At 58.8% G+C, this 19,361-nt stretch carries 15 protein-coding genes and 2 pseudogenes; 12 read left to right on the plus strand and 5 right to left on the minus strand.

Annotated elements, in window-relative coordinates:
• Window positions 1-9: 9 nt before the first annotated feature.
• Window positions 10-1,538: pseudogene (locus HJB84_RS26285) on the minus strand (MFS transporter).
• A gap of 30 nt (window positions 1,539-1,568) precedes the next feature.
• On the opposite strand from HJB84_RS26285, the gene HJB84_RS26290 reads away from it, so the two are divergent.
• Complete coding sequence (locus HJB84_RS26290) at window positions 1,569-2,450, plus strand: LysR family transcriptional regulator (protein ID WP_405049247.1); 882 nt, start codon at window positions 1,569-1,571, stop codon at window positions 2,448-2,450.
• 550 nt (window positions 2,451-3,000) lie between these two features.
• Here the strand turns inward: HJB84_RS26290 and HJB84_RS26295 are convergent.
• Complete coding sequence (locus tag HJB84_RS26295) at window positions 3,001-3,819, minus strand: ABC transporter substrate-binding protein (protein ID WP_221117338.1); 819 nt, start codon at window positions 3,817-3,819, stop codon at window positions 3,001-3,003.
• A gap of 735 nt (window positions 3,820-4,554) precedes the next feature.
• On the opposite strand from HJB84_RS26295, the gene HJB84_RS26300 reads away from it, so the two are divergent.
• Window positions 4,555-5,979 carry an FAD/NAD(P)-binding oxidoreductase gene (locus tag HJB84_RS26300; RefSeq protein WP_221117339.1) on the plus strand — a complete coding sequence of 475 codons (1,425 nt, stop codon included), beginning with the start codon at window positions 4,555-4,557 and terminating at the stop codon, window positions 5,977-5,979.
• A gap of 25 nt (window positions 5,980-6,004) precedes the next feature.
• Window positions 6,005-7,165, plus strand: a complete 1,161-nt coding sequence (locus HJB84_RS26305; RefSeq protein ID WP_221117340.1) for an FAD-binding oxidoreductase — start codon at window positions 6,005-6,007, stop codon at window positions 7,163-7,165.
• A gap of 700 nt (window positions 7,166-7,865) precedes the next feature.
• Here the strand turns inward: HJB84_RS26305 and HJB84_RS26310 are convergent.
• A complete protein-coding gene (locus HJB84_RS26310; protein WP_221117341.1) occupies window positions 7,866-8,606 on the minus strand; it encodes an SDR family NAD(P)-dependent oxidoreductase in 741 nt (246 codons plus the stop codon).
• 156 nt (window positions 8,607-8,762) lie between these two features.
• Between HJB84_RS26310 and HJB84_RS26315 the strand changes: the two genes are divergently transcribed.
• Complete coding sequence (locus HJB84_RS26315; RefSeq protein ID WP_221117342.1) at window positions 8,763-9,644, plus strand: AraC family transcriptional regulator; 882 nt, start codon at window positions 8,763-8,765, stop codon at window positions 9,642-9,644.
• 44 nt (window positions 9,645-9,688) lie between these two features.
• Here HJB84_RS26315 and alaE read toward each other — a convergent pair.
• Both alaE and HJB84_RS26325 read right to left on the minus strand, forming a co-directional pair.
• Window positions 9,689-10,153: pseudogene (gene alaE, locus HJB84_RS26320) on the minus strand (L-alanine exporter AlaE).
• Window positions 10,154-10,231: 78 nt separating this feature from the next.
• Complete coding sequence (locus HJB84_RS26325) at window positions 10,232-10,999, minus strand: alpha/beta fold hydrolase (RefSeq protein ID WP_221117343.1); 768 nt, start codon at window positions 10,997-10,999, stop codon at window positions 10,232-10,234.
• A gap of 386 nt (window positions 11,000-11,385) precedes the next feature.
• Between HJB84_RS26325 and HJB84_RS26330 the strand changes: the two genes are divergently transcribed.
• The 8 genes from HJB84_RS26330 (at window position 11,386) to HJB84_RS26365 (ending at window position 19,356) form a co-directional block, all read left to right on the plus strand.
• Window positions 11,386-13,107 carry a monovalent cation:proton antiporter-2 (CPA2) family protein gene (locus HJB84_RS26330; RefSeq protein ID WP_221117384.1) on the plus strand — a complete coding sequence of 574 codons (1,722 nt, stop codon included), beginning with the start codon at window positions 11,386-11,388 and terminating at the stop codon, window positions 13,105-13,107.
• Window positions 13,108-13,119: 12 nt separating this feature from the next.
• Complete coding sequence (locus HJB84_RS26335) at window positions 13,120-14,118, plus strand: homoserine dehydrogenase (protein WP_221117344.1); 999 nt, start codon at window positions 13,120-13,122, stop codon at window positions 14,116-14,118.
• A gap of 52 nt (window positions 14,119-14,170) precedes the next feature.
• A complete protein-coding gene (locus HJB84_RS26340) occupies window positions 14,171-15,127 on the plus strand; it encodes a zinc-binding alcohol dehydrogenase family protein (protein ID WP_221117345.1) in 957 nt (318 codons plus the stop codon).
• A 119-nt stretch (window positions 15,128-15,246) separates the two neighbouring features.
• Window positions 15,247-16,164 (plus strand): alpha/beta hydrolase, encoded by a 918-nt coding sequence (locus HJB84_RS26345; protein ID WP_221117346.1) that lies wholly within the window; start codon window positions 15,247-15,249, stop codon window positions 16,162-16,164.
• A 133-nt stretch (window positions 16,165-16,297) separates the two neighbouring features.
• Window positions 16,298-16,507: a hypothetical protein gene (locus HJB84_RS26350; protein ID WP_221117347.1), complete on the plus strand. Its 210-nt coding sequence runs from the start codon at window positions 16,298-16,300 to the stop codon at window positions 16,505-16,507.
• A 76-nt stretch (window positions 16,508-16,583) separates the two neighbouring features.
• On the plus strand, window positions 16,584-16,937 hold the full coding sequence (locus tag HJB84_RS26355) for a hypothetical protein (protein ID WP_221117348.1): 354 nt from the start codon (window positions 16,584-16,586) through the stop codon (window positions 16,935-16,937).
• A gap of 352 nt (window positions 16,938-17,289) precedes the next feature.
• Complete coding sequence (locus tag HJB84_RS26360; protein ID WP_221117349.1) at window positions 17,290-18,327, plus strand: LLM class flavin-dependent oxidoreductase; 1,038 nt, start codon at window positions 17,290-17,292, stop codon at window positions 18,325-18,327.
• A gap of 33 nt (window positions 18,328-18,360) precedes the next feature.
• Window positions 18,361-19,356 carry a LysR family transcriptional regulator gene (locus HJB84_RS26365; protein ID WP_221117350.1) on the plus strand — a complete coding sequence of 332 codons (996 nt, stop codon included), beginning with the start codon at window positions 18,361-18,363 and terminating at the stop codon, window positions 19,354-19,356.
• Window positions 19,357-19,361 lie beyond the last annotated feature (5 nt).

The following is a 19,361-nucleotide window of genomic DNA, read 5'->3' on the forward strand; positions in this document are numbered from 1 at the left end:
GAACATTCGTTACCCCCTACGTTTCGGTGCTGGTCTTGCGGTCCGCACGTTGCGCTGACCGATCCAGACGATCGCTAGCGCGGCTGCGAGTGCGTAAACGGCGGCCGCCAGGACTGCCACGGTCCATAATGCGTTTGCGCCATGCAGCGTGAGAGCCACGGCGGCGCTCGCGACCGCGACGCCGAACAGGCTGCCGAGCTGACGCAAGGCATTCAACAGGCCGGAAGCAACGCCCGATGCGGTTTCGGGAACCTGTTCGAGCACGACCGCGATCATCGGCGGGACGGAGGCAGACGTGCCCATTCCGAAGACGGCAAGTGCAGCAACGATCGCAAGCCAGGATACATGAACGACCAGCAGTTCCGCGGCCAGCGGCGCCGACAGGGCCGCGAGGATCAGGCTGGTTGCGATGAGGCGGTGGGGCGACATACGCCCCTGAAGCCTGCCGGCGATCACATTGCCGACCGACAGGCTTGCCGCAACCGGCAGCAGGGCAAGGCCGGCCTGGCGCGCGTCGAGCCCGTAATCGCCATGCAGGTAAAGACTGAGGACGAACAGCATCCCGAAATAACCGACATAGACAAGGCACCCGACGAGATTGGCGGCAACGAACACCGGATTGCGGAACCAGACGAGCGGGATCATGGGATCACGGACCCGGCGCTCGATCAGGAACCAGAGCATTGAGGTGCCGGCCACAATGGCGCCCGCAAGCCAAACCGCCGGTGATGCAATGCCCCGTTCCGGGTACTCGATCGCAGCAAAGCAAAGGGCGCCCAGCATTATGATGCTGGTGAGTTGCCCGCCCCAATCGAACTGGTGCGCGCGATGCGCCGATCGATCGGGCACGATCCACGCCGCAAGGGCTAACGCCAGCAAGCCGGTGGGCAGGTTGACGAAGAACACGCTGCGCCAGCCGAAGCTGCCGACCAGGACGCCACCGGCAACGGGACCGAACGCTGCGGCGACGGACGCGATGCCGGCCCATGTCGCGATCGCCTTCGCGCGCTCTTCGTGATCGTTAAAGACGCTTCGCACGATGGCCAGAGAGGCAGGCAGAAACAGAGCGCGCCAGCGCCTTGCGCAAACCGCGCCGCGACGAGCCACGCGACCGTCCCGGCTCCGCCGCATATCGCGGAGGCCACGGCAAACACGGCAAGGCCGAAAAGGTAGATGTGTTTTGCGCCCCAGCGATCGGCGAGGATGCCCCCCGCAAGGATCAGGGCCGCCATGCTGAGTGTATAGGCATCGACAATCCAGGCGAGGCCGCTAACCGTTGCATGGAGATCGACGCGCATCGTCGGCAAAGCGACATTGACGATGGTGGCGTCGAGCACCGCCATGAACATACCTGCGGCCACCAGCCAGAGAGCCAGCTTGCGCCGCCTCGGCGAAATCGCCTCATTTCCCATGCCGATGCGATCGGCCTGGCTGCTGTTCAAAGTGTCGCATCTGGTCATCGGACATCTCCTGTCCGAGCCAATTCTATACATGGAAATGATGCAATAAAGCAGCGTATATGCTTTACTCCGATGCATAAATGCATCGTCAATTCTGGTTAGTGGAGGATGCCTGCATTGAACTGGGACCACGCCCGCTTCTTCCTGGCGGTGACGCGCGCCGGCACCTTGCGCAGCGCCGCCCGCCAGTTGAATGTCGATCAAGCAACGGTTGGGCGCCGATTGGCGGCGTTGGAAGATGAACTCGGCGCGCGGCTGTTTCTGCGCACGCCGTCCCTCTATGTGCTGACACCCGCCGGCGAGGCATTGGTCGAACCAGCCGAAGCGATCGAGCGATCCGTCGCCCAGATGGAGCGCCGGGTATTGGGACTGGATGAGCGGCTGACCGGATCGGTACGGATCGCGACCACTGATTCGCTCGCGAAGCGGTATGTGCTTCCCGCGATTGCCGCCATGCCCAGCGTGCATCCGGGCATAGAGGTCGTTTGCCTGACCTCGCAGGACATCGCCAACCTGACCCGGCGCGAAGCCGACATCGCCATCCGCACGTTGCGACCGGATGCGCCCGATCTGATCGTGCGTCGCCTCGCGACGTTGGAAACAGGCATTTATGCCTCGCGCGCCTATCTCGCCTCGCACGGCGCTCCGGTCGCCGGCGCCGAGTTCGCGGGCCATGATCTGGTCGTCTATCAGCAGAAGATCGCGCCGACAGGGCCGTCCGCGCTGTGCGGGGAATCTGCTGTTAACGGCAGGGTCGTATTGCGGGCATCGTCTTCCGTTACCCTCGTCGATGCGACGGCCGCCGGTATCGGCGTTGCCGAACTGCCCTGCTACCGTGCCGATGCCGAAACAGAACTGGTGCGGATCATGCCGGATCGTTCTGCCGATTTCGACGTCTGGCTCGTCACCCACGGCGATCTCTACAGGACTGCACGGATTCAGGTGACGATCGACGCCCTGGTTCGGCAGTTCTCGCCGGAAGCGTCCTGACTGGCGTGGTTGAGGTAGCGAAAAGCTCCCTTGCATCACGTTTCCCCATCTATGATGGCGGGGCGTTCCGGTCTCCGACAGCTTGCCTGGTTTTGTGCGACCGCGATGGAAATGACTGCCGTCACCGCCGCCAGCCTGGCCACGCATCCGCCGGGCGATTGGTCGCACGCCGATGCAGCATCGATGGACGGCCCTCGCTTGAAGCCGGTTTGATGCTCTTCCCAACCATCGGATGTGAGGACCGGCGTGCAATGGGAACCCCGTAGCGGGGTGATAGGCGTCGAAGAAGGACTCCACATCCTGATGGTTTAAGCCAAGCAACGATTGCTCAAACATGCTTGGTAGAAGTGGAGCGTTTCGCGGGGGAATTGCCCCCTGCAACCGCCTTCGACTTGCCAGATGGAATAGCCAAGGCTTGAGCCTATCAATGCAGAAAGAGCGGGTGAGCTAACGGGCTGCTCGCCCCTTATGCGGATGACAATTCCTCGACATGGAAAGGCTGTCCATATTGCTTCGCCGCAACGACAATTGCGAACCGGGATCTTCAGGCTCACTTGACGAGGCGCGGTTCTCCGACGTCAAGGATAGAAGTGTCGAATCCCGCATCGCTGATGGACTTTGCCATAGAGCGGTCTTCGTGCTGAATTTTGATACTCGCGTCGAGTGCCTGACCAAGAGATTCATTGCCCTTGGTATAGAGGATACTGATTTGAGGCGGCAAGACCGACGCATTCACCCGCTCGTCGGGTGTGGCCATCTTGATCTCGATGCCCTTGTAGGCGCCGTTGTTTCTCTGGTTGAAGATGCCGGTATTGTAGCCCAGGAAGCCGACGTCGATCCGCCCGGTCGCCAGATCCTGGCCCATCGCAACCGGAGTTGGATAAAGCTTCAGATTTGCGCCGAACAGCTTTTGCAGATCGGGAACCCAGAAAAAACCGGATACGGTGCCGGCCTGATGGCCGATGGTGGCTTCCAGACTATCGTACCCAGCCTTCGAATAAATACCCATGTGGTCAAGATACAAGGGTGCTGAAAGCCCGAGCACTTTCGTGCGCTTTTCGGTTCGATTCCAACTGCCGATGGCAACATCGGCTTTGTTGGCGACAACGGCTTGTACCGTTGCGGCTGGATCAGTCACTAAAGTTACTACCTCAAGGCAATTGTCCGCGGCCATCCGTTTGACGACGGCGGCATCAATGCCTGAAATCTGGCCGTCAGGGGAAGCGATCGAAAACGGCGGATAGTCGTACGCGGCTACCGTCAGCTTGCCCTGGGTCACGGTTTGGACATCGCCCTTGCACTCCGCACTGAATGCGACCGGCGTGTTGGCCAAAACGAGAATGGAAATAAGTGTCAGGAGGGATTTCATCTCCAACGCGTCCTTGTTGCTCTATTCTTCCCACTGACCCGAGAGTCAGTTTTCGTACGATACGTTCAGATTTTAGGTCTGCATAGCCCGTCAAAGCACTAAAATTACTCTCCTGCTGAACGCGAGCGCTTCGGGAGGGTGTCATACAGCACGCGAGCCGGCGGTCGAAGCGTCGCTCTGTGCAATCGGCAACTTCGATGAGGAGGAGTCCTTGCTGAGCAGCAGTGCACCAGGGGGCGATATGATCGCAAGACAGGGAAGCTACAGATGCGGGCAAGGTTCGCTACCATGTCCGTGAGGCGCCAATCGGAATGGATCTGTCATTGCACGGATTGCCGGCAGGAGGGCGAATCGGCGTTCACCTACTTCGTAGTCTGGACGCGTGACGCCCGCAATGACGAGATAGACCGCCGCGCGCGACGGCAGGAGCTCTCGCCCCGCCTGCGGCCGCGGCTGTTCTCGTTCGACGCCCACAAGGCCGAGGTGACGCTCGGTTTGGTTCGGACAATAAAAAGATCATAAGGTCGTATTTTTAGACTTGTCGGTCTGTTTTAAGCGAGCTATCGTCTGACTGCTGGCTCAAGTGCTCCCCTCGACGAGAGGAATCACAACATCGGTTCGGGTAACGAGGCTTTCACCATCTGCCGCACGTGGAATGGGGCAACCCTCGAACATGCCAGGCTTCTGAAGCTCCAGGGCCGCATCGACAAAGCCTGATCGGGAAGGGAGACGGCTATGTTAGGGAAAATCGTCGTTGTAGGAGCAAGCGCTGCTGGATGCAGACTTGCGCTCGCGGCTCACTCGGTCGGACAAGACGTCACGCTCGTCGACGAGCATCCACAAGCAATGAAAGAGATGAGCTTCGATGCTCCATGGTTCTACGGGGCTGGTCTCCCCTCGGCACTCTTGAACGACAACTCGATTGCGCAAACCCTACTTGAAGGAAGCCCCGAGCTCGTCGAATGTCTGGAGGCAGGTGTCGATGTTCGCGTTTCCACCATCCTGTGGGGCGCATTCCGGAACGGTCCGAATTGCGTCAACGTTGGAAGACCAAAGGTCGGGTTGGTCACCCGGGACGGAAACGAAATCCTTGAGCACGACTCTCTGATCATCGCCACGGGCGTTCGCGACTTTGTCCCTTCGTTCAAGGGTTGGGAGTTGCCTGGCGTCTTCGGAGGCAAGGCTGGTATCGCGCTGCTCGACCTCTATCAGGTTTTCGAGGGTCGGAAGGTGGTCGTACTGGGCACCTCCGAGCTCGCGTTGCGTTTCATTCGGTCCGCGTTGTCACGTGGAGTGGAGATCGTCGCTGTTATCGAAGCCGGCGACGAGGTCGCTGCAGGTATCGAGGCAGCTGAATGGCTGTCGCAACAGACTATCCCCGTACACCTCGGTCATGTTCTGCAGGAAGCGAAAGGTTCAGTCGCTGTCACCGGAGCTCGATGCGCGTCGCTCGATGGCAGCTCGACTTTCGATCTCGATTGCGATTCCATTGCGGTGGCAATTGCAACTTTGCCCAATATTGAATTGCCGGCGGCCATGGGCTGCAAGATGCAATATGACCCGAACGTTGCCTCTTGGGTCCCGGAAATCAACGCTCAGGGCGAAACCAGCCTTGAGAACGTCTTCTGGGCAGCCAATGATCGAGCGGTTGACGCTCTTCTTGAGCGGATCAATGGCGCGGAGCCGGATGCGCCTCCAGGACTACCTCCCGCCGCCTCAACCTCTACGTTGGACTACATCAAGACGTGGATAAGCGCCTTGCACCAGAGCGGCGGTGACGCAGTCACCCTCTGCCAATGCGAGTCTGTCAGCCGAGGCGAATTCTGTGGGATCGCCCCACCTGCGTACCTGGGTAAGGAGCTGCGCAACCAGCAAACGCCTGTTAATCACAGTGACAGTGCCGATGCTCCTCGTATCAATCAAGACTTTATGAAGCGGATGACGCGTGTATCGATGGGCCATTGCCAAGGCAAGCGTTGTCGCGATGAAGCAGTTGTGGCGCTGTCGCTCCGCTTTGGTTGTGACGTCGAGGCGATCCGCCCGGCTAGCTACCGCTTCCCTCTGCGCCCAATTGACCTTGGTCTTATTGCGGACGACGACGAGAGCGACGAAATTCGTCTAAATTGGCAGATGTGGCCTTACGAAACCCGCCAAGACTGATCAGATTGCCAACCTGGGTAAGACAATGAAAAACTTCGATATAATTGTTGTTGGCGCCGGGATATTGGGACTGGCAACCGCTTACCAGGCGCAAAAAGCAGGCGCTAAGGTGCTGGTTCTGGATGCAGGCGCGACTGCCTATGAAGCGTCGTCGCGCGCAACGGGTTATCTCAGTCTGCGGGGTGAAACGCCCGCAGAAAGTCCGCTTGCCCAGGAAGCCGAAAAGCTCTGGGACAGCCTGGACGATGAACTGGGTTACCCGACCGAGTGGACACAGAAAGGGCGAATCTGGGCCGCACTGGATGAACGCGAACTGGACGAACTTAAATCGCTGTATGGCACCTTCCAGAAAACAGACATCCCGTTCGAATTCCTGGACGGTGACGCGATGCGAAAGCTGATCCCGTGCCTGAGCCCGAATTGTCTCGGGGGCATCTGGACGAGCCGGTCGGGGCACGCCAATCCGCAACGGACGTCCCAGGCATTTGCCTGGGCTTTTAACGATCTTGGCGGGGAAATACGCGAGTATACCCCCGTCCTCGAGCTGCTCGCCGAAGGCGGTAAGGTGAAGGGTGTTCGCACCCCGCAGGGTGAACTTCATTGTGACAAGTTGGCTCTTTGCGCTGCTGCTCACAATTCCTTGCTCCTTGCGCCGCTGGGCATCCATTTCCCACTTGCTCCGGTGAGACTGGAAGCGCTCGTCACAACACCGATGCCGCCTCTGTTTGAGCAAGCGTTTATCGGCAATGGTCTCTCGATCCGCCAAACGAAGCGAGGAAACCTTCACATGAACGGCGGACCGTATGAGTGGGTTGATCTGGAAATCGGGAAAGAGCCGGCAAAGCCCAACACACAAATCGTCCGCAATATTCTGCGCAGGGCGATCGAGACGATGCCTGTCCTCAAGGGCGCGCAGTTCCTTCGCAGTTGGGCGGGTATCGTCGACATGGCACCTGACCAAATGACAACGATTCATCGATTTGAAGGCCCCGCGGGCCTCGTGACCGCAGCATGCTCGGGCCACGGCTTCGGTATGGCACCTGCAGTGGGAATTGCCGTCTCTCAGTTGCTGATGAATCGTGAAACGGCGATGCCGGTCGGCCAGCTCTCGCTTGACCGCTTCAAAAATGTAGCTCCCGATTGGCGGGTGAGAAGAAACTGGCAAGCGGGGCGGTACAACAGCTAATTAAGGAACTGGGGCCTAAGTCCGCAGTGCGGCGTCGGCGTTTTCAGTGGGTTTCTGGATTGAGCGCCTCGAGCTAAGTTAGATCCAACCTCATCGGCAGCCACAACAACAATCGGCGTTCCCTACTTGCCTCGCGTCTCCAAACGCCGATGTCGTTAGCATCGCAGCGTTGACCTGGAATTTGCATAGGCCTCCGTAGGAAGGATAGCGAAGACCTTCCTCGTGCTGTTAGCCAAGAAATTGAATGTCATCGCTTAAATCGCTGCAGGTGCCGACACCGAGGCGCACTCCGATGCCCATCGGTGGTCTATGCCTTGGTCTTGATGGGATACGAACCGTCGATCTGTCTCCACCAAAATCTATGTAATTGAAAATCATAGAGATTCGCGTGGAGTGCGAGGTCACACCTATCTGATCATCTCTGCTGAATAGCAATCGTGCTCCCACTGGCGGCTTCGCTTTTGGAGTAGCTTGTCGAAAGTTCTGCATCGGTAGCAGTCGCTGCGCCAACGCTTAGGCCTGTGGATCCGATGCAATCGAGCGGCAAGGCTGTTGGAAACTTCGCCGCCTTGTTCCGGCGGCGCGTCTCAGTTGAAATCGCCGTTTGGCTTTAGGCATCTGCTCCCGAACCAACATGACCCTATTTATCAGGCTGATCTGCTCTAATGAAACCAGCGCAACAGCTAAGCTGTGTCAGAGCTCAAGCATTTGCACCTCCGTCAACGGTAAGGGTTGCGCCTGTGATCATATCTGCGCTAGGGCTCGCCAGAAATGCAACAACACCTGCGATCTCGCGAGGATCTGCAAAACGCCCGATCGACGAAAGGCTTCGCTGGAAATCTGCGCCAGCACCGTCTGCCGGATTTGCCTCTGTGTCGGTTGATCCGGGTGCGACCAGGTTGACGGTAATGCCTTGTGGTCCAAGTTCACGCGAAAGACCACGCGTGAACGAATGCAGTGCCGACTTCGACATTGCGTAGGCTGTCACACCCGCAAACGGGACGCGGTCACCAAGCGCCGAACCGATCGAAATGATACGACTGCCCTTGGTGAAGTGTGGGATGGCAGCTTTTGAAAAAGCGACCGGACCGCGCACGTTGACGTCCATCAAGGCCTGGAATTGCTGCAAATCGAGGTCAGCTATTGGTCCGGCCAGTCCGATGGCCGCACTGTTCACCAGAATGTCAATGCCACCGAGCTTTTCGACAGTCTTGGCAACGGCCAACTCGGCAGCGTCCTCTTCCGCGCTGTCCGCTTTTACTGCAAGACCAAGGCGGCCCAGCTTTTCGATCGATGCGACGATTTCGTCCGCTCGCTCGGGCGACTTGTTGTATGTAATCGCAACGTCAGCACCGTTCTCAGCTAACACCAGCGCGATTGCGGCGCCAATACCCCGCGAGCCTCCCGTGACGAGTGCGCGCTTTCCCTTGAGATCAATCATATTCCATCCTCACGCTGTATGGTTCAGGCCCAGGCTTGGGCCGAAAGAACGTATTTTGTTAGCTTCGACCTCTAGATAAGAGGTCAGGCCAGAATCGACATCCACGATCGCACCAGAGACTTGCCTGATCCTACCAAATATCTAATGTCTTTTAGAATGAGCTCGATTGGAAATATTACAGATCGCTTGTTGAACGATGTTGCTTCTCTTGTTGCCGGTCGCACGGGATTGGCCGGAATTGCGACGCCTGTCCCGCGTCTGACTGTCTGGACAAGCACAGTAACAACTTTACCCACGCCAGCCGTCTTTGAGCCGATGCTCTATGTCGTCCTGCGTGGTACCAAGCTGCTGATCATGGGAGCCAACCGCTTTGAGCTAGAGGCAGGTGCTTGCGCGGCTTCATCATTTGGTCTGCCCTTCCTCCATCAGTTCACCGCCGCCACGCCGGATCTGCCTTACGTCGCAATCAGCCTTCACCTCGATACCACTCTGCTTACGCGCGTCATGCTTGATATGCCCAAACGGGAAGATCGTTGGACCTGTGCGGTGGCAGCGGGGGATTTGAGCGGTCCGGTGGGCGAGCCTTTGGCCCGGCTTGTCGGACTCTTGCACACTCCGGAAGACATCGGAATGCTCGGGCTGCATTATGAGAGTGAACTTTACTACCGCCTGCTCCAGAGTCCAATGGGCGACACGCTACGTCAGATCCGTCAGCGAAACGAGCGGTTCCAGCAGCTCAAGACGGCCGCCGACTGGCTTGCTTCCAACCATAACGAGGCCGTCAATATTCGCGATCTGGCAGCGTCCGCGGGGATGAGCGTCACTTCGTTTCATCGTCACTTCAAGGGGGTGACCGGGTTCAGCCCGCTCGCTTTTCAACGCCATATCCGTCTTCTGGAAGCTCGCAAGCTCCTGGCCAGTGGCTCGGCCAACGTATCGGATATCGCTTATGACGTAGGCTACGTCAGCCCATCGCAGTTCAGCCGGGAGTACAAAAACATGTTCGGCAACCCGCCAGTAGCCGACTTACAACGGTAGAGATCCGCCGCATTCCTTAGAGGAAAGGCTATCGTCCGCTTCTCTCAGCTATTCAGCGACATCGGCTTTTTTCCGCCCTTGGGCAGACCGAAAAAATGCCTTACCCGATTGAGGAATACCCCGTAAGGCCGCCCCAGAACGAGCATCATGACCGTCGCGCCAGCAATACCACTCAGCAATCCGCCACCTTCTGCGCCGCTCACCGCGATAATGGCTGCGTAAATCGGCACCTGGAACGTCATGAGAGCGGCACAGTCCCAGAACAGTTGCGAAAGCTCAGTCTTTCTTGCGCGCTGCACGAGCCAGTCACGCCAAAGGCCATCAGGGCGCGCAACCGGTACCATAAGGACTGCTCCCAGCAACCGGGCATGAAAGACCTACTCCCATGTCATTCCGGCAATCATCCGCTCGTTGATTGCACCTGTTGTGGTAAAGAACAAAACAAGCGCCAGTGTGTCGGCAATAAATGATCGACGACGGACTGATTTTTCCTCCGGACGGACAGCCATAACGTAGTCTTTTCCTGCCTTCTCATATCGTGGCTGCCCATTGCCTAGGCCGGAAGCCGCGTTCTGAACCGGTTCAAATTATTTTGCGGCTTCCTCGATCAGATCCGCCACGACCTCTGGTTTTGAAACCATGACCACGTGCGACGCTCCTTCAACGACAACCGTGCGCTTCGAGCCCGCTCGATCGGCCATGAACCCGAGCGCCTTGGCCGGTATGTTCTTATCGCCGTCACCGTAAACAAAGTAGGATGGGAGTGATTTCCAAGCCGGTTCACCGGATTTCTCCGTTAGTGCGGCTTCGGCGATAGGTCGTTGACCAACCGCCATCAATGCAGCAGCTTCGGCTGGAACGTCGTGAGCAAATTGCTCGTGGAATTTCGCCTGATCAATGTAGAGATCGACTCCACCCCCAGACAGCTTGACCGGAGGCGCTAGCGCTTCCCCGAGCGTTCCGCCTGGAAACTTGCCCGCCAGGTCAGCCGCCGCTTCGCCAGCATCTGGTGCGAAGGCCGCCACGTAGACGAGCGACTTGACGTTATCGTGTCCGTTCGCGGCATTTGAAATAACCTGGCCACCATAGGAATGTCCGACGAGAACCACCGGTCCGTCGATCCCGTCGACAACATCAGAAACGAAACGCGCGTCGCCCGAGACGCTGCGCAGCGGATTGGCAACCGCAACGGCTTTGTATCCGTCTCGCTGAAGTCGGGTAATCACGCCGTTCCAGCTTGATGAGTCAGCGAATGCCCCATGCACGAGAACGATGGTAGGCTTTGCTTGTTGCGCAACAGCGGTCCCGGACAAAAGAGCGCTTGCAACGACTGCCGTGACGGCAAAATTGGACATGAAATTCTCCTTGCTGAGCTTATGGTTCGAATGCGAGAGGCTGCATCTGCTGAGGCACGAATGGGTGCTAAGAGATTGAAGCTAGGGTTTCATTAGTTCGCAGAATTTCGTCAGAGCAGCCAGAGATTTGGCGTTCCTCTATTCGCGACAGTCTTTTGCAATCCAGGCGTCTATCCAGGCAATCCCCGCAACGGTACGAATGGCGATCAGGGAACTCAACGGCGAACACCCCCAACTGTTCGTTGTTGGCTACTTGTCGAATTCCAGCCCGACAAGAGGGCAAAATGGCGCAATCGGAGGGTCCCAGTGGCCCGGGTGACAAATCGGGAGGTGAACGATTGGCTGAAGTGGGTTTGGGGCAGACAGTCGGACCTGCGATCGTCCTGATGGGGGCCGCTGTTGTCGCAGTGCCGCTGTTTCGGCGGCTCGGTCTGGGGTCGGTGCTGGGTTATTTTGCTGCCGGTGTGCTGGTCGGTCCATCGGTACTCGGCCTGTTCACCGACGCCGTATCCATCCTGCACTTCTCCGAGCTCGGCGTCGTAATGTTCCTGTTCGTGATCGGACTTGAGCTGCGGCCGCTCAAGCTGTGGGCGATGCGTGGCCAGATTTTCGGACTGGGATTGGTGCAGGTTGCCTTGGCAATCGTAAGTCTTGCGCTGACGGGAATGCTGATGTTCGGCCTCTCCGCCCCGGTAGCCTTTATTGCCGGTGCGGGCTTCGTTCTTTCATCGACAGCCGTCATCATGTCGGTCCTGCAGGACCGCGGGGAGATCTCAAGCGCCGAGGGTCAGAAATCTGTCTCCATTCTCCTTTTCGAGGATCTGATGATCGTGCCGCTTCTGGCGGTTGTCGCCTTTATGTCGCCCTTGTCGCAGGCGCAATCTGGCTGGACTGATGTGCTTCTGGCGCTCGGCGCTTTGTTGGTCCTTCTGGGCGTTTCGAAATGGGGCCTGAACCCCTTCTTTGCCTTGCTTGCAAAAACGCGGACGCGTGAAGTGATGACGGCAGGTGCACTGCTGGTCGTGCTCGGGGCCGCGTTACTGATGGCAGCCGTTGGCCTTTCCATGGCGATGGGCGCATTCCTTGCCGGGGTCATGTTGTCGGGTTCCAGCTACAGGCATCAGATCGAATCCGATATCGAGCCATTTCGCGGCCTGCTGATGGGGCTGTTCTTCATGGCCGTCGGCATGTCGCTCGACCTTGCCGTCGTGGTCGCCGACTGGTCGCTTCTCCTCGCTATGCTGATCGCTTTCATCATTGCCAAGGGCGCCGTGGTCTATGGGGTCGCGCGTGCGTTCGGCAGCTCCGGTCATCAGGCACGCCGTCGCACCTCAATGTTCCTGCAGGGCGGCGAATTTGCTTTTGTTCTCTACGCAGCCGCGGCGAGCGGGGGCGTGATTGATGCGCGGGAAAATGCGCTGTTCACCACCGTTGTGATCTTTTCCATGGCCTTGACGCCCATACTGATGATCGCAGCCGAACGGTTGCTGAGACGCGAGGCATCGATGGAAGGCGTGGAGGCCGCTTACGATCTGCATGGACGGGTGCTGATTATCGGGTTTGGCCGCTTCGGGCAGATCGCATCGCAACTGCTGCTGTCCAAGGGCGTAAGTCTATCGGTGATTGACATGAACCCCGATCGTATCCGCGAAGCGGCACTGTTCGGCTTTAAGGTCTTTTTCGGTGACGGCACCCGCCTCGACACGCTGCGACATTCCGCAGCCGGGTCGGCCGAGGCATTGCTGATCTGCATCGACGACCCCAAAGCTGCCATGCAGATCGTGGGACTGGCGCAGCACGAGTTCCCGCAGGCAAAGATCCTGGTGCGTAGCTATGATCGCGGCCATGCGGTGGAACTGATCCAGTCTGGCGTCGACTATCAAATCCGCGAAACGGTCGAATCCGCTTACATGATGGGAGCGGAAGGGCTGCGGGCGCTGGGGTATGCCGAGCTCGATGTGCAGGAGGCCGCAGAGGACGTGCGTCAGCGCGACAATGAACGGCTGTCCGAACAGGTGCAGGGCCATGCAATGTCCGGCCGCAGCCGGTTGCATGTCCAGCCTGTTCCAGAGCCCCTCAGCAAAGCGACCATGCAAAAACAGCAATGAAAGTGAATGCACATGCGGACGCTACGAGTTGCGATCGCCGGGTTCGGGGGCGTGGGGCGTGCCACTGCAAGCCTTCTCCTGTCGCGGCGCGCACGTTATCGTCAGCTCTATGGGTTAGACATCTGCCTGGTTGCGGTCTGCGGCTCACGGGCCGGCTTGCACGACGATCGCGGCCTTGAAGAAGACCAGCTCGGCGCGCTTGAGGAGGGTCTCTCTGGCCTGGCTTTCATAAAGGCGAGCGGGGCGGATATCCTCATCGAATCCGGACCGAGCGATTTTCGCACAGGCGGCCCGGGACTTGGCTACATTCGTTCTGCCCTGTCTGCCGGGCGTGACACAATCGTCATATCCAAGGGTGCGCTCGTCCACAGCGGGAGAGAGCTTCGCGGACTTGCGAGTAGATCGGGCGCACTGCTGAAGCTCAGCGGGGCGGCCGCGGCGGCCCTGCCGACGATCGATCTTGTGGATTACAGCCTTAAGGGCTGCAGGGTGCTTGAGGTCGAAGGCATTCTGAATGCCACGACCAACTACCTGCTCGACGCCATGATGACACGTGGGATCGGCTTCGAAACCGCGTTGCGCGAGGCGCAGCTCGGCGGCTTTGCCGAAGGCGATCCGCGAAACGACACGGAAGGGTGGGATACCGCCTGCAAGCTGCTGATCCTCGCCAATTTCGGCCTCGACGCCGCCCTGACGATGGATGACGTGACCGTCGAGGGTATTCAATCGGTGACAGACGAGCGTATTGAAGCATGGCGCAGGGAGGGGCTCGTTCCGAAACTGGTCGGCAGTCTTGCGCGGGCTGACGGCGCATTTAGAGCAGCCGTCGGCATAAAGGCCTATCCTCTCTCCGATCCATTCGCAAACGTTCGCGGAAAGGACAAGGCGATCCGCGTCATATCGGACGCAATGGGAGATACGATCGCGATCAGCTCCGGCACGGAGCCTCTGGCGACATCTGCCGCTGCGCTGAAGGATCTCGAGCACATTCTAAAGGTGCGGGCCGCATAACACCTGTCGGAGGAAAGACGGGCAAGCCTCCTCCAACTACAAGGAAAAGACAATGAAAGCAGCAGTCTATGATAGTCCCGGGCCGGCCACAGTCTTGAGATATACCGATGTCCCGGATCCCTTGCCTGGGCCAAACGATGTTCTCATAGCCGTCGAGGCGATTTCGATCGAAGGCGGTGATCTAATCAACCGCCGTTCGACCAAGCAGGCATCTCCTTGGATAGTCGGCTATGCGGCCGCAGGAACCATCCTGTCGGTTGGTGAGAACGTGCATAACCGGACAGTCGGCCAAAGGGTCACCGCCTTTGATATGCAGGGTTCTCATGCGGAACTCTGGTCGGTGCCTGCCACGCGCACATGGCTGGTCCCGGATGGTTTAGACATTGGACAGGCTGCCGCGCTTCCTATTTCCTTCGGCACTGCTTACCATTGCCTGGTCACACAAGGCCGCTTGCGCCAAACGGAAACAGTGCTGATCCAGGCGGCCGCCGGGGGCGTTGGTCTTGCTGCTATCCAATTGGCACGCGACGCGGGCGCGACGGTCATCGCCGTCGCCCGCGGCAAGGAACGACAGGCCCGCCTAACCAGTCTTGGAGCGTCGCACATTATCGATCGGCTGGACCAGGACGTCGTCGAAACAGTTCTTCAGGTGACGGGTGGAAGGGGCGCGAATCTTGCCGTCGATCCTGTCGGATCTACCTTGCAAGACTCGCTAGCGGCACTCGCTCCCGAGGGACGTCTTGTCTTCGTTGGAAATGCCGGCGGCGGAGGCCTGAATGTAGATTTGTGGCAGCCAATGCAGAAAAATCAAACGCTCCACGGCGTCTTTATGGGCTCACTGTTCGAGAAGCCAGCCATACACCGGACGGTCGACGAGCTCCTGTCGGCAGCAGCGCTCAAGAAGCTCGAGGTCGTGATTGATCGGATCTTCCCACTTCGGGAAGCACCGAGCGCTCATCACTATTCCGAAACGGCCAAACCGCTGGGCCGCGTGGTCATGAGGCCCTGACTCCGCCGTTCCAAATTCCGCACTCAGGCAGCCAATGTGTTCCCTATGCGACGCTGCTCACCAACCAGTGTCGGGCGCACTGAGCGAAAGCGCGCGATAGTACTGAAAGGACAATCGAGATGAAGCGCATTTCATTCAAGAACAGACATATCGACGTGGTGGGCAATCTCCATCTCCCGCCGGACTTCACCGAGAGTGGATCCTACCCAACGCTCGTCCTTGCGACACCAGGCAGTAGTGTGAAGGAACAAGTCGGCGCAATCTATGCAGTGAGACTGGCTGAACGCGGCTTTCTCGCTCTGACTTTTGATCCGTCTTACCAGGGCGAAAGTGGCGGCGAGCCCCGGGATCTTGAAGATCCGGCCGCTCGCGTCGAGGACATTCACTGCGCGGTCGATTACCTGATGACGTTACCTTACGTGAGCGAGGAGCGTCTCGGCCTGTTGGGAATATGCGCCGGTGGTGGCTACGCGATCCATGCGGCGCTGACCCAAAGACGCTTCAAGGCGGTCGGGACGGTCGTCGCCAACGACATCGGTGAGGCGTTGCGGCGGCTTCTGCCGGACGCCAGCCAGACGCTAGTAGACGTCGGCAACCAGAGGACAACCGAAGCACGTGGTGGCCGACCGCGAAGAGACCCGTGGATTCCGGATAGCCTAAAGGACGCTAAGGCAGCTGGCATTGAAGACCCAGACCTGTTGGAAGCGGTCACGTTCTACCGGGAGTCGCATTACCGGCACCCAAACTCCACGAACCGGCTGCTGTTCGTGAGCTACGGCAGCCTTCTCAAATTTGACGCTTTTAGTCTCGTCCCCGATCTGCTGACGCAACCGCTTCAAGTCATCGTCGGCGGCCGCCGCGGAAATACCGGTCAATATGAAGCGGGACAGCGTCTGTTCGACCTTTCTCCATCACACGAAAAACACTTGATGGTGGTTGAGGGAGCCGGCCATTACGACATGTACTACAAGCCTCAATATGTGAGCCAAGCCGTCGAGAGGCTAGCTGATTTTTATAAGGCACGCTTCTTCGCTTGAGGCGCCGACAGCTTCCCAGGCCGCTTCCAGGCAGCGCATCCGATCCCTAATGCATTCGCTCAGCGTATGGCTTAGCCCCGGTTACCGGCTGATGCCTTGCGGACATTCTAAACGCTCAACCGAGGACATTGTGATGCAAGACCCGAAGATTTCAGCAAATGCGAGCAGCGACGGGGCGACCTGGATTCCTGAAAGCAAATCAGCCGTCACTCATCCCCATATGACGGACGATTTCGCGCGCGTCTACGAGATGACGGCGAACCGGAATACCGGTCAGATCGCCGCGCTGGCTCTTGATCGGGGGAGCTATTATGCTCCCGGACTGGCGACGGGCGCTCGCTGAGCAGGCACGCGTAACCCGAAGCGGTGGAAAGGCTTGTGTGGCCACGTGGCGCAGACCGCCGGGCGGCGGCCCTTTCATGGTCATGGCGCAGGCCCTGCGCTCCGTCTTTCCAGACATGCGAGCGCCTGCGCCTCCCGAGGGGTTTCTCCTGCTTTCCGATCCCGATCGGTTGGCCAAGGAGATGACTGAGGCTAACCTTTCCGCGGTTGACGTGGAAGAGATCGAGACCGTCTGGGAAGGCCCCGCCGGGCACGCTTATCTTGACGAGCTTCGTGACTTGCACAGCTATGTGGGTGTCTACGCGCAGCTTGATAATGATCAACAACGGCGTGTCGACACAGCAATACTTGAGGTGATTGACGGATTGGCTAGCGGCAATACGGTTGTCCTCCGCGCGACCGCCCTTCTTGCTGTGGGAACGAAACGATGAAGGGCGTTCGATTGTCGGCCTGCGCGCGGCGACCGTGACGCTTCCAGTTGGGGCCGCCCCGTGGGCCACCTTCACCTCCAGAGGTCGAGCCTAAAATACGGCCGACCTCTCGATGGGCCGGCCTTGAGGCAACCTCGATCATTCGAACTGATGTGGTTTTGTCCAGGCGGATGATGCCATGTCTCCGCGCCCTGAATAAATCAGATCCCTAAGTGGCGTTCCTCATTTCGCGACAGTGCTTCGCAGGATCGAGCACTATCGCATGAGCGGCTGAGATGACACTCTCAGCCGGTAGGTGCTCATTTCCCGTGGTGAAAGAAGCTCTGCGCCACACAACTTTCAGGGATTCACAATGGAAATCGGAATCGACAGTTTTGCAGCCATTCTCCCCGATCCGGCGACTGGTCGGGTTCCGTCGGCGACCGATCGGATGGCAGAACTGATCGAGGAAGTCGAAGTGGCGGACCGCGTCGGACTGGACGTGTTCGGTGTCGGTGAACATCACCGCGCAGAGTTTCTCGACTCCGCGCCGACGATCATATTGGCTGCTGCAGCGGCCCGGACCAGCCAGATTAGGCTAACCAGTGCGGTAACGATCTTGAGTGCCGCCGATCCTGTGCGAGTTTTTCAGGAATTTGCAACTCTCGACCTGATATCGAAGGGTCGTGCCGAAGTCGTGGTCGGTCGCGGGTCCTTCGTCGAGGCTTACCCTCTGTTTGGCCTCGACACGCGTGACTACGACGACCTTTTTGCAGAAAAGCTCGATCTTTTACTCGCGCTGCAAGAGTCGACGAATGTCACCTGGGAGGGGCGTTTTCGACCGCCGCTCAGCGGACAAGGCGTCTATCCGCGTCCTCATCAACAGCGACTGCCGATATGGATCGGCGTCGGCGGTACGCCGCAATCATTTGCCCGCGCAGGTGCACTTGGCCTTCCACTGATGATCGCCATCATAGGTGGAAGCTTTGAGCGCTTTCGCCCACTCGTCGATCTCTACCGAGAAGCTGGAAAACGCGCGGGGCACAGCTCCGATGTCCTCAAGATCGGGGTTCATGCGATGGGCTTTGTCGGCGAAAGCGACGCCGCAGCCAAGGACGCCTTTTTCCCTGGCTGGGCGCATCTGACAGCGAATATCGGTCGCGAGCGCGGCTGGTCGCCGCCGACGCGTCAACAGTTCGAGACCATGGCGGGACCTGAAGGTGCATTCCTGGTTGGTGATCCGACGACGGTGGCGGCCAAAATGCTGCAGGCCAGTGAGACACTGGGTGGCGTATCACGGATCACCTTCCAGATGAGCACGGCCGCTCTCGATACCGCAGCGATGAAACGATCGATAGAACTGCTGGGCATTGAAGTGGCGCCGGTGGTCAGAGCAGCACAGCGCACTTGAATGCTGAGCTTGATCCTGAACAGGGGACCCGAAATGGATACCGAAGATCTGCGGACCTTTGTCGAAGTTGCCGATTCAGGCGGTGTGTCGCCCGCGGCGCGGCGGCTAGGGGTTTCCAAGTCGATGGTCAGTCGGCGGCTTGCCCGGCTCGAGATAGAGCTCGGTGTTCAGCTTCTTGCGCGCACAACCCGCGGTGCGGGGCTCACCGAGGCGGGCATTACGTTTCGCGATTTTGCGGCGAAGACTTGCACCGAAATAGACATTGCTCGCGAAACAATTTTACCCGAAGGCGACCTGCGCGGGCGCTTAAGGGTTTCCGTTCCACTCACATCAGGCCCGATGCACTTCGCCTCAGTGCTAACGGAGATGGCGCGCCGCCACCCGCAGCTTCAGATCCATGCCGAATATAGCGACCATTGCGTCGATCTGGTTGCAGAAGGGTTCGACTGCGCGATCCGGGTCGGCGCGTTGCGTGACTCCAACGTGATTGCCAAGCGGGTCGGCGAGATCAATTTCAAGCTCGTGGCCAGCCCCGACTATATCAGGGTTCATGGCTCACCTGAAACGCCCGGCGAAATCGCGACCCACCAAGCCTTGCTGGGTACCGAGGCCTGGCGGTTCCTGGAAGGCGACAGGATCATTACTGTGCAGCCACAGGGTCGCTTCAGCTCCAACAACGGCGCTGCGATAGCTAAAGCCGCGGCGGAGGGGCTCGGCATTGCATGGCTTCCGGATTGTGTCACTCATACGCATCTTGCATCAGGCGCGCTCGTCCCAATCATGACCCGCTTTCCATTACCCGTCGGGGACGTTCATCTTGTGAGGCCATCCAGCCCGCATCCACCGCGCAAGGTGCGTATTCTTTCCGAATTCCTGATCAGCTCTTTCGAAAGGCTTCGCGATCTGTCGGGTCCGGGAACCGATCCAGCAACCCAAGTCAGTCCCCTTATCTCGCAAGAGATTACCCGGGCAGGCGGCCTGAAGGTACCCAATCCGGCGTCACGTGAGATCCGCCAGGAAATGCAGTAACCAAA

It is taken from the genome of Rhizobium sp. NZLR1b (assembly GCF_019685155.1).
In the GTDB taxonomy this organism is placed as follows: Bacteria; Pseudomonadota; Alphaproteobacteria; order Rhizobiales; family Rhizobiaceae; genus Rhizobium.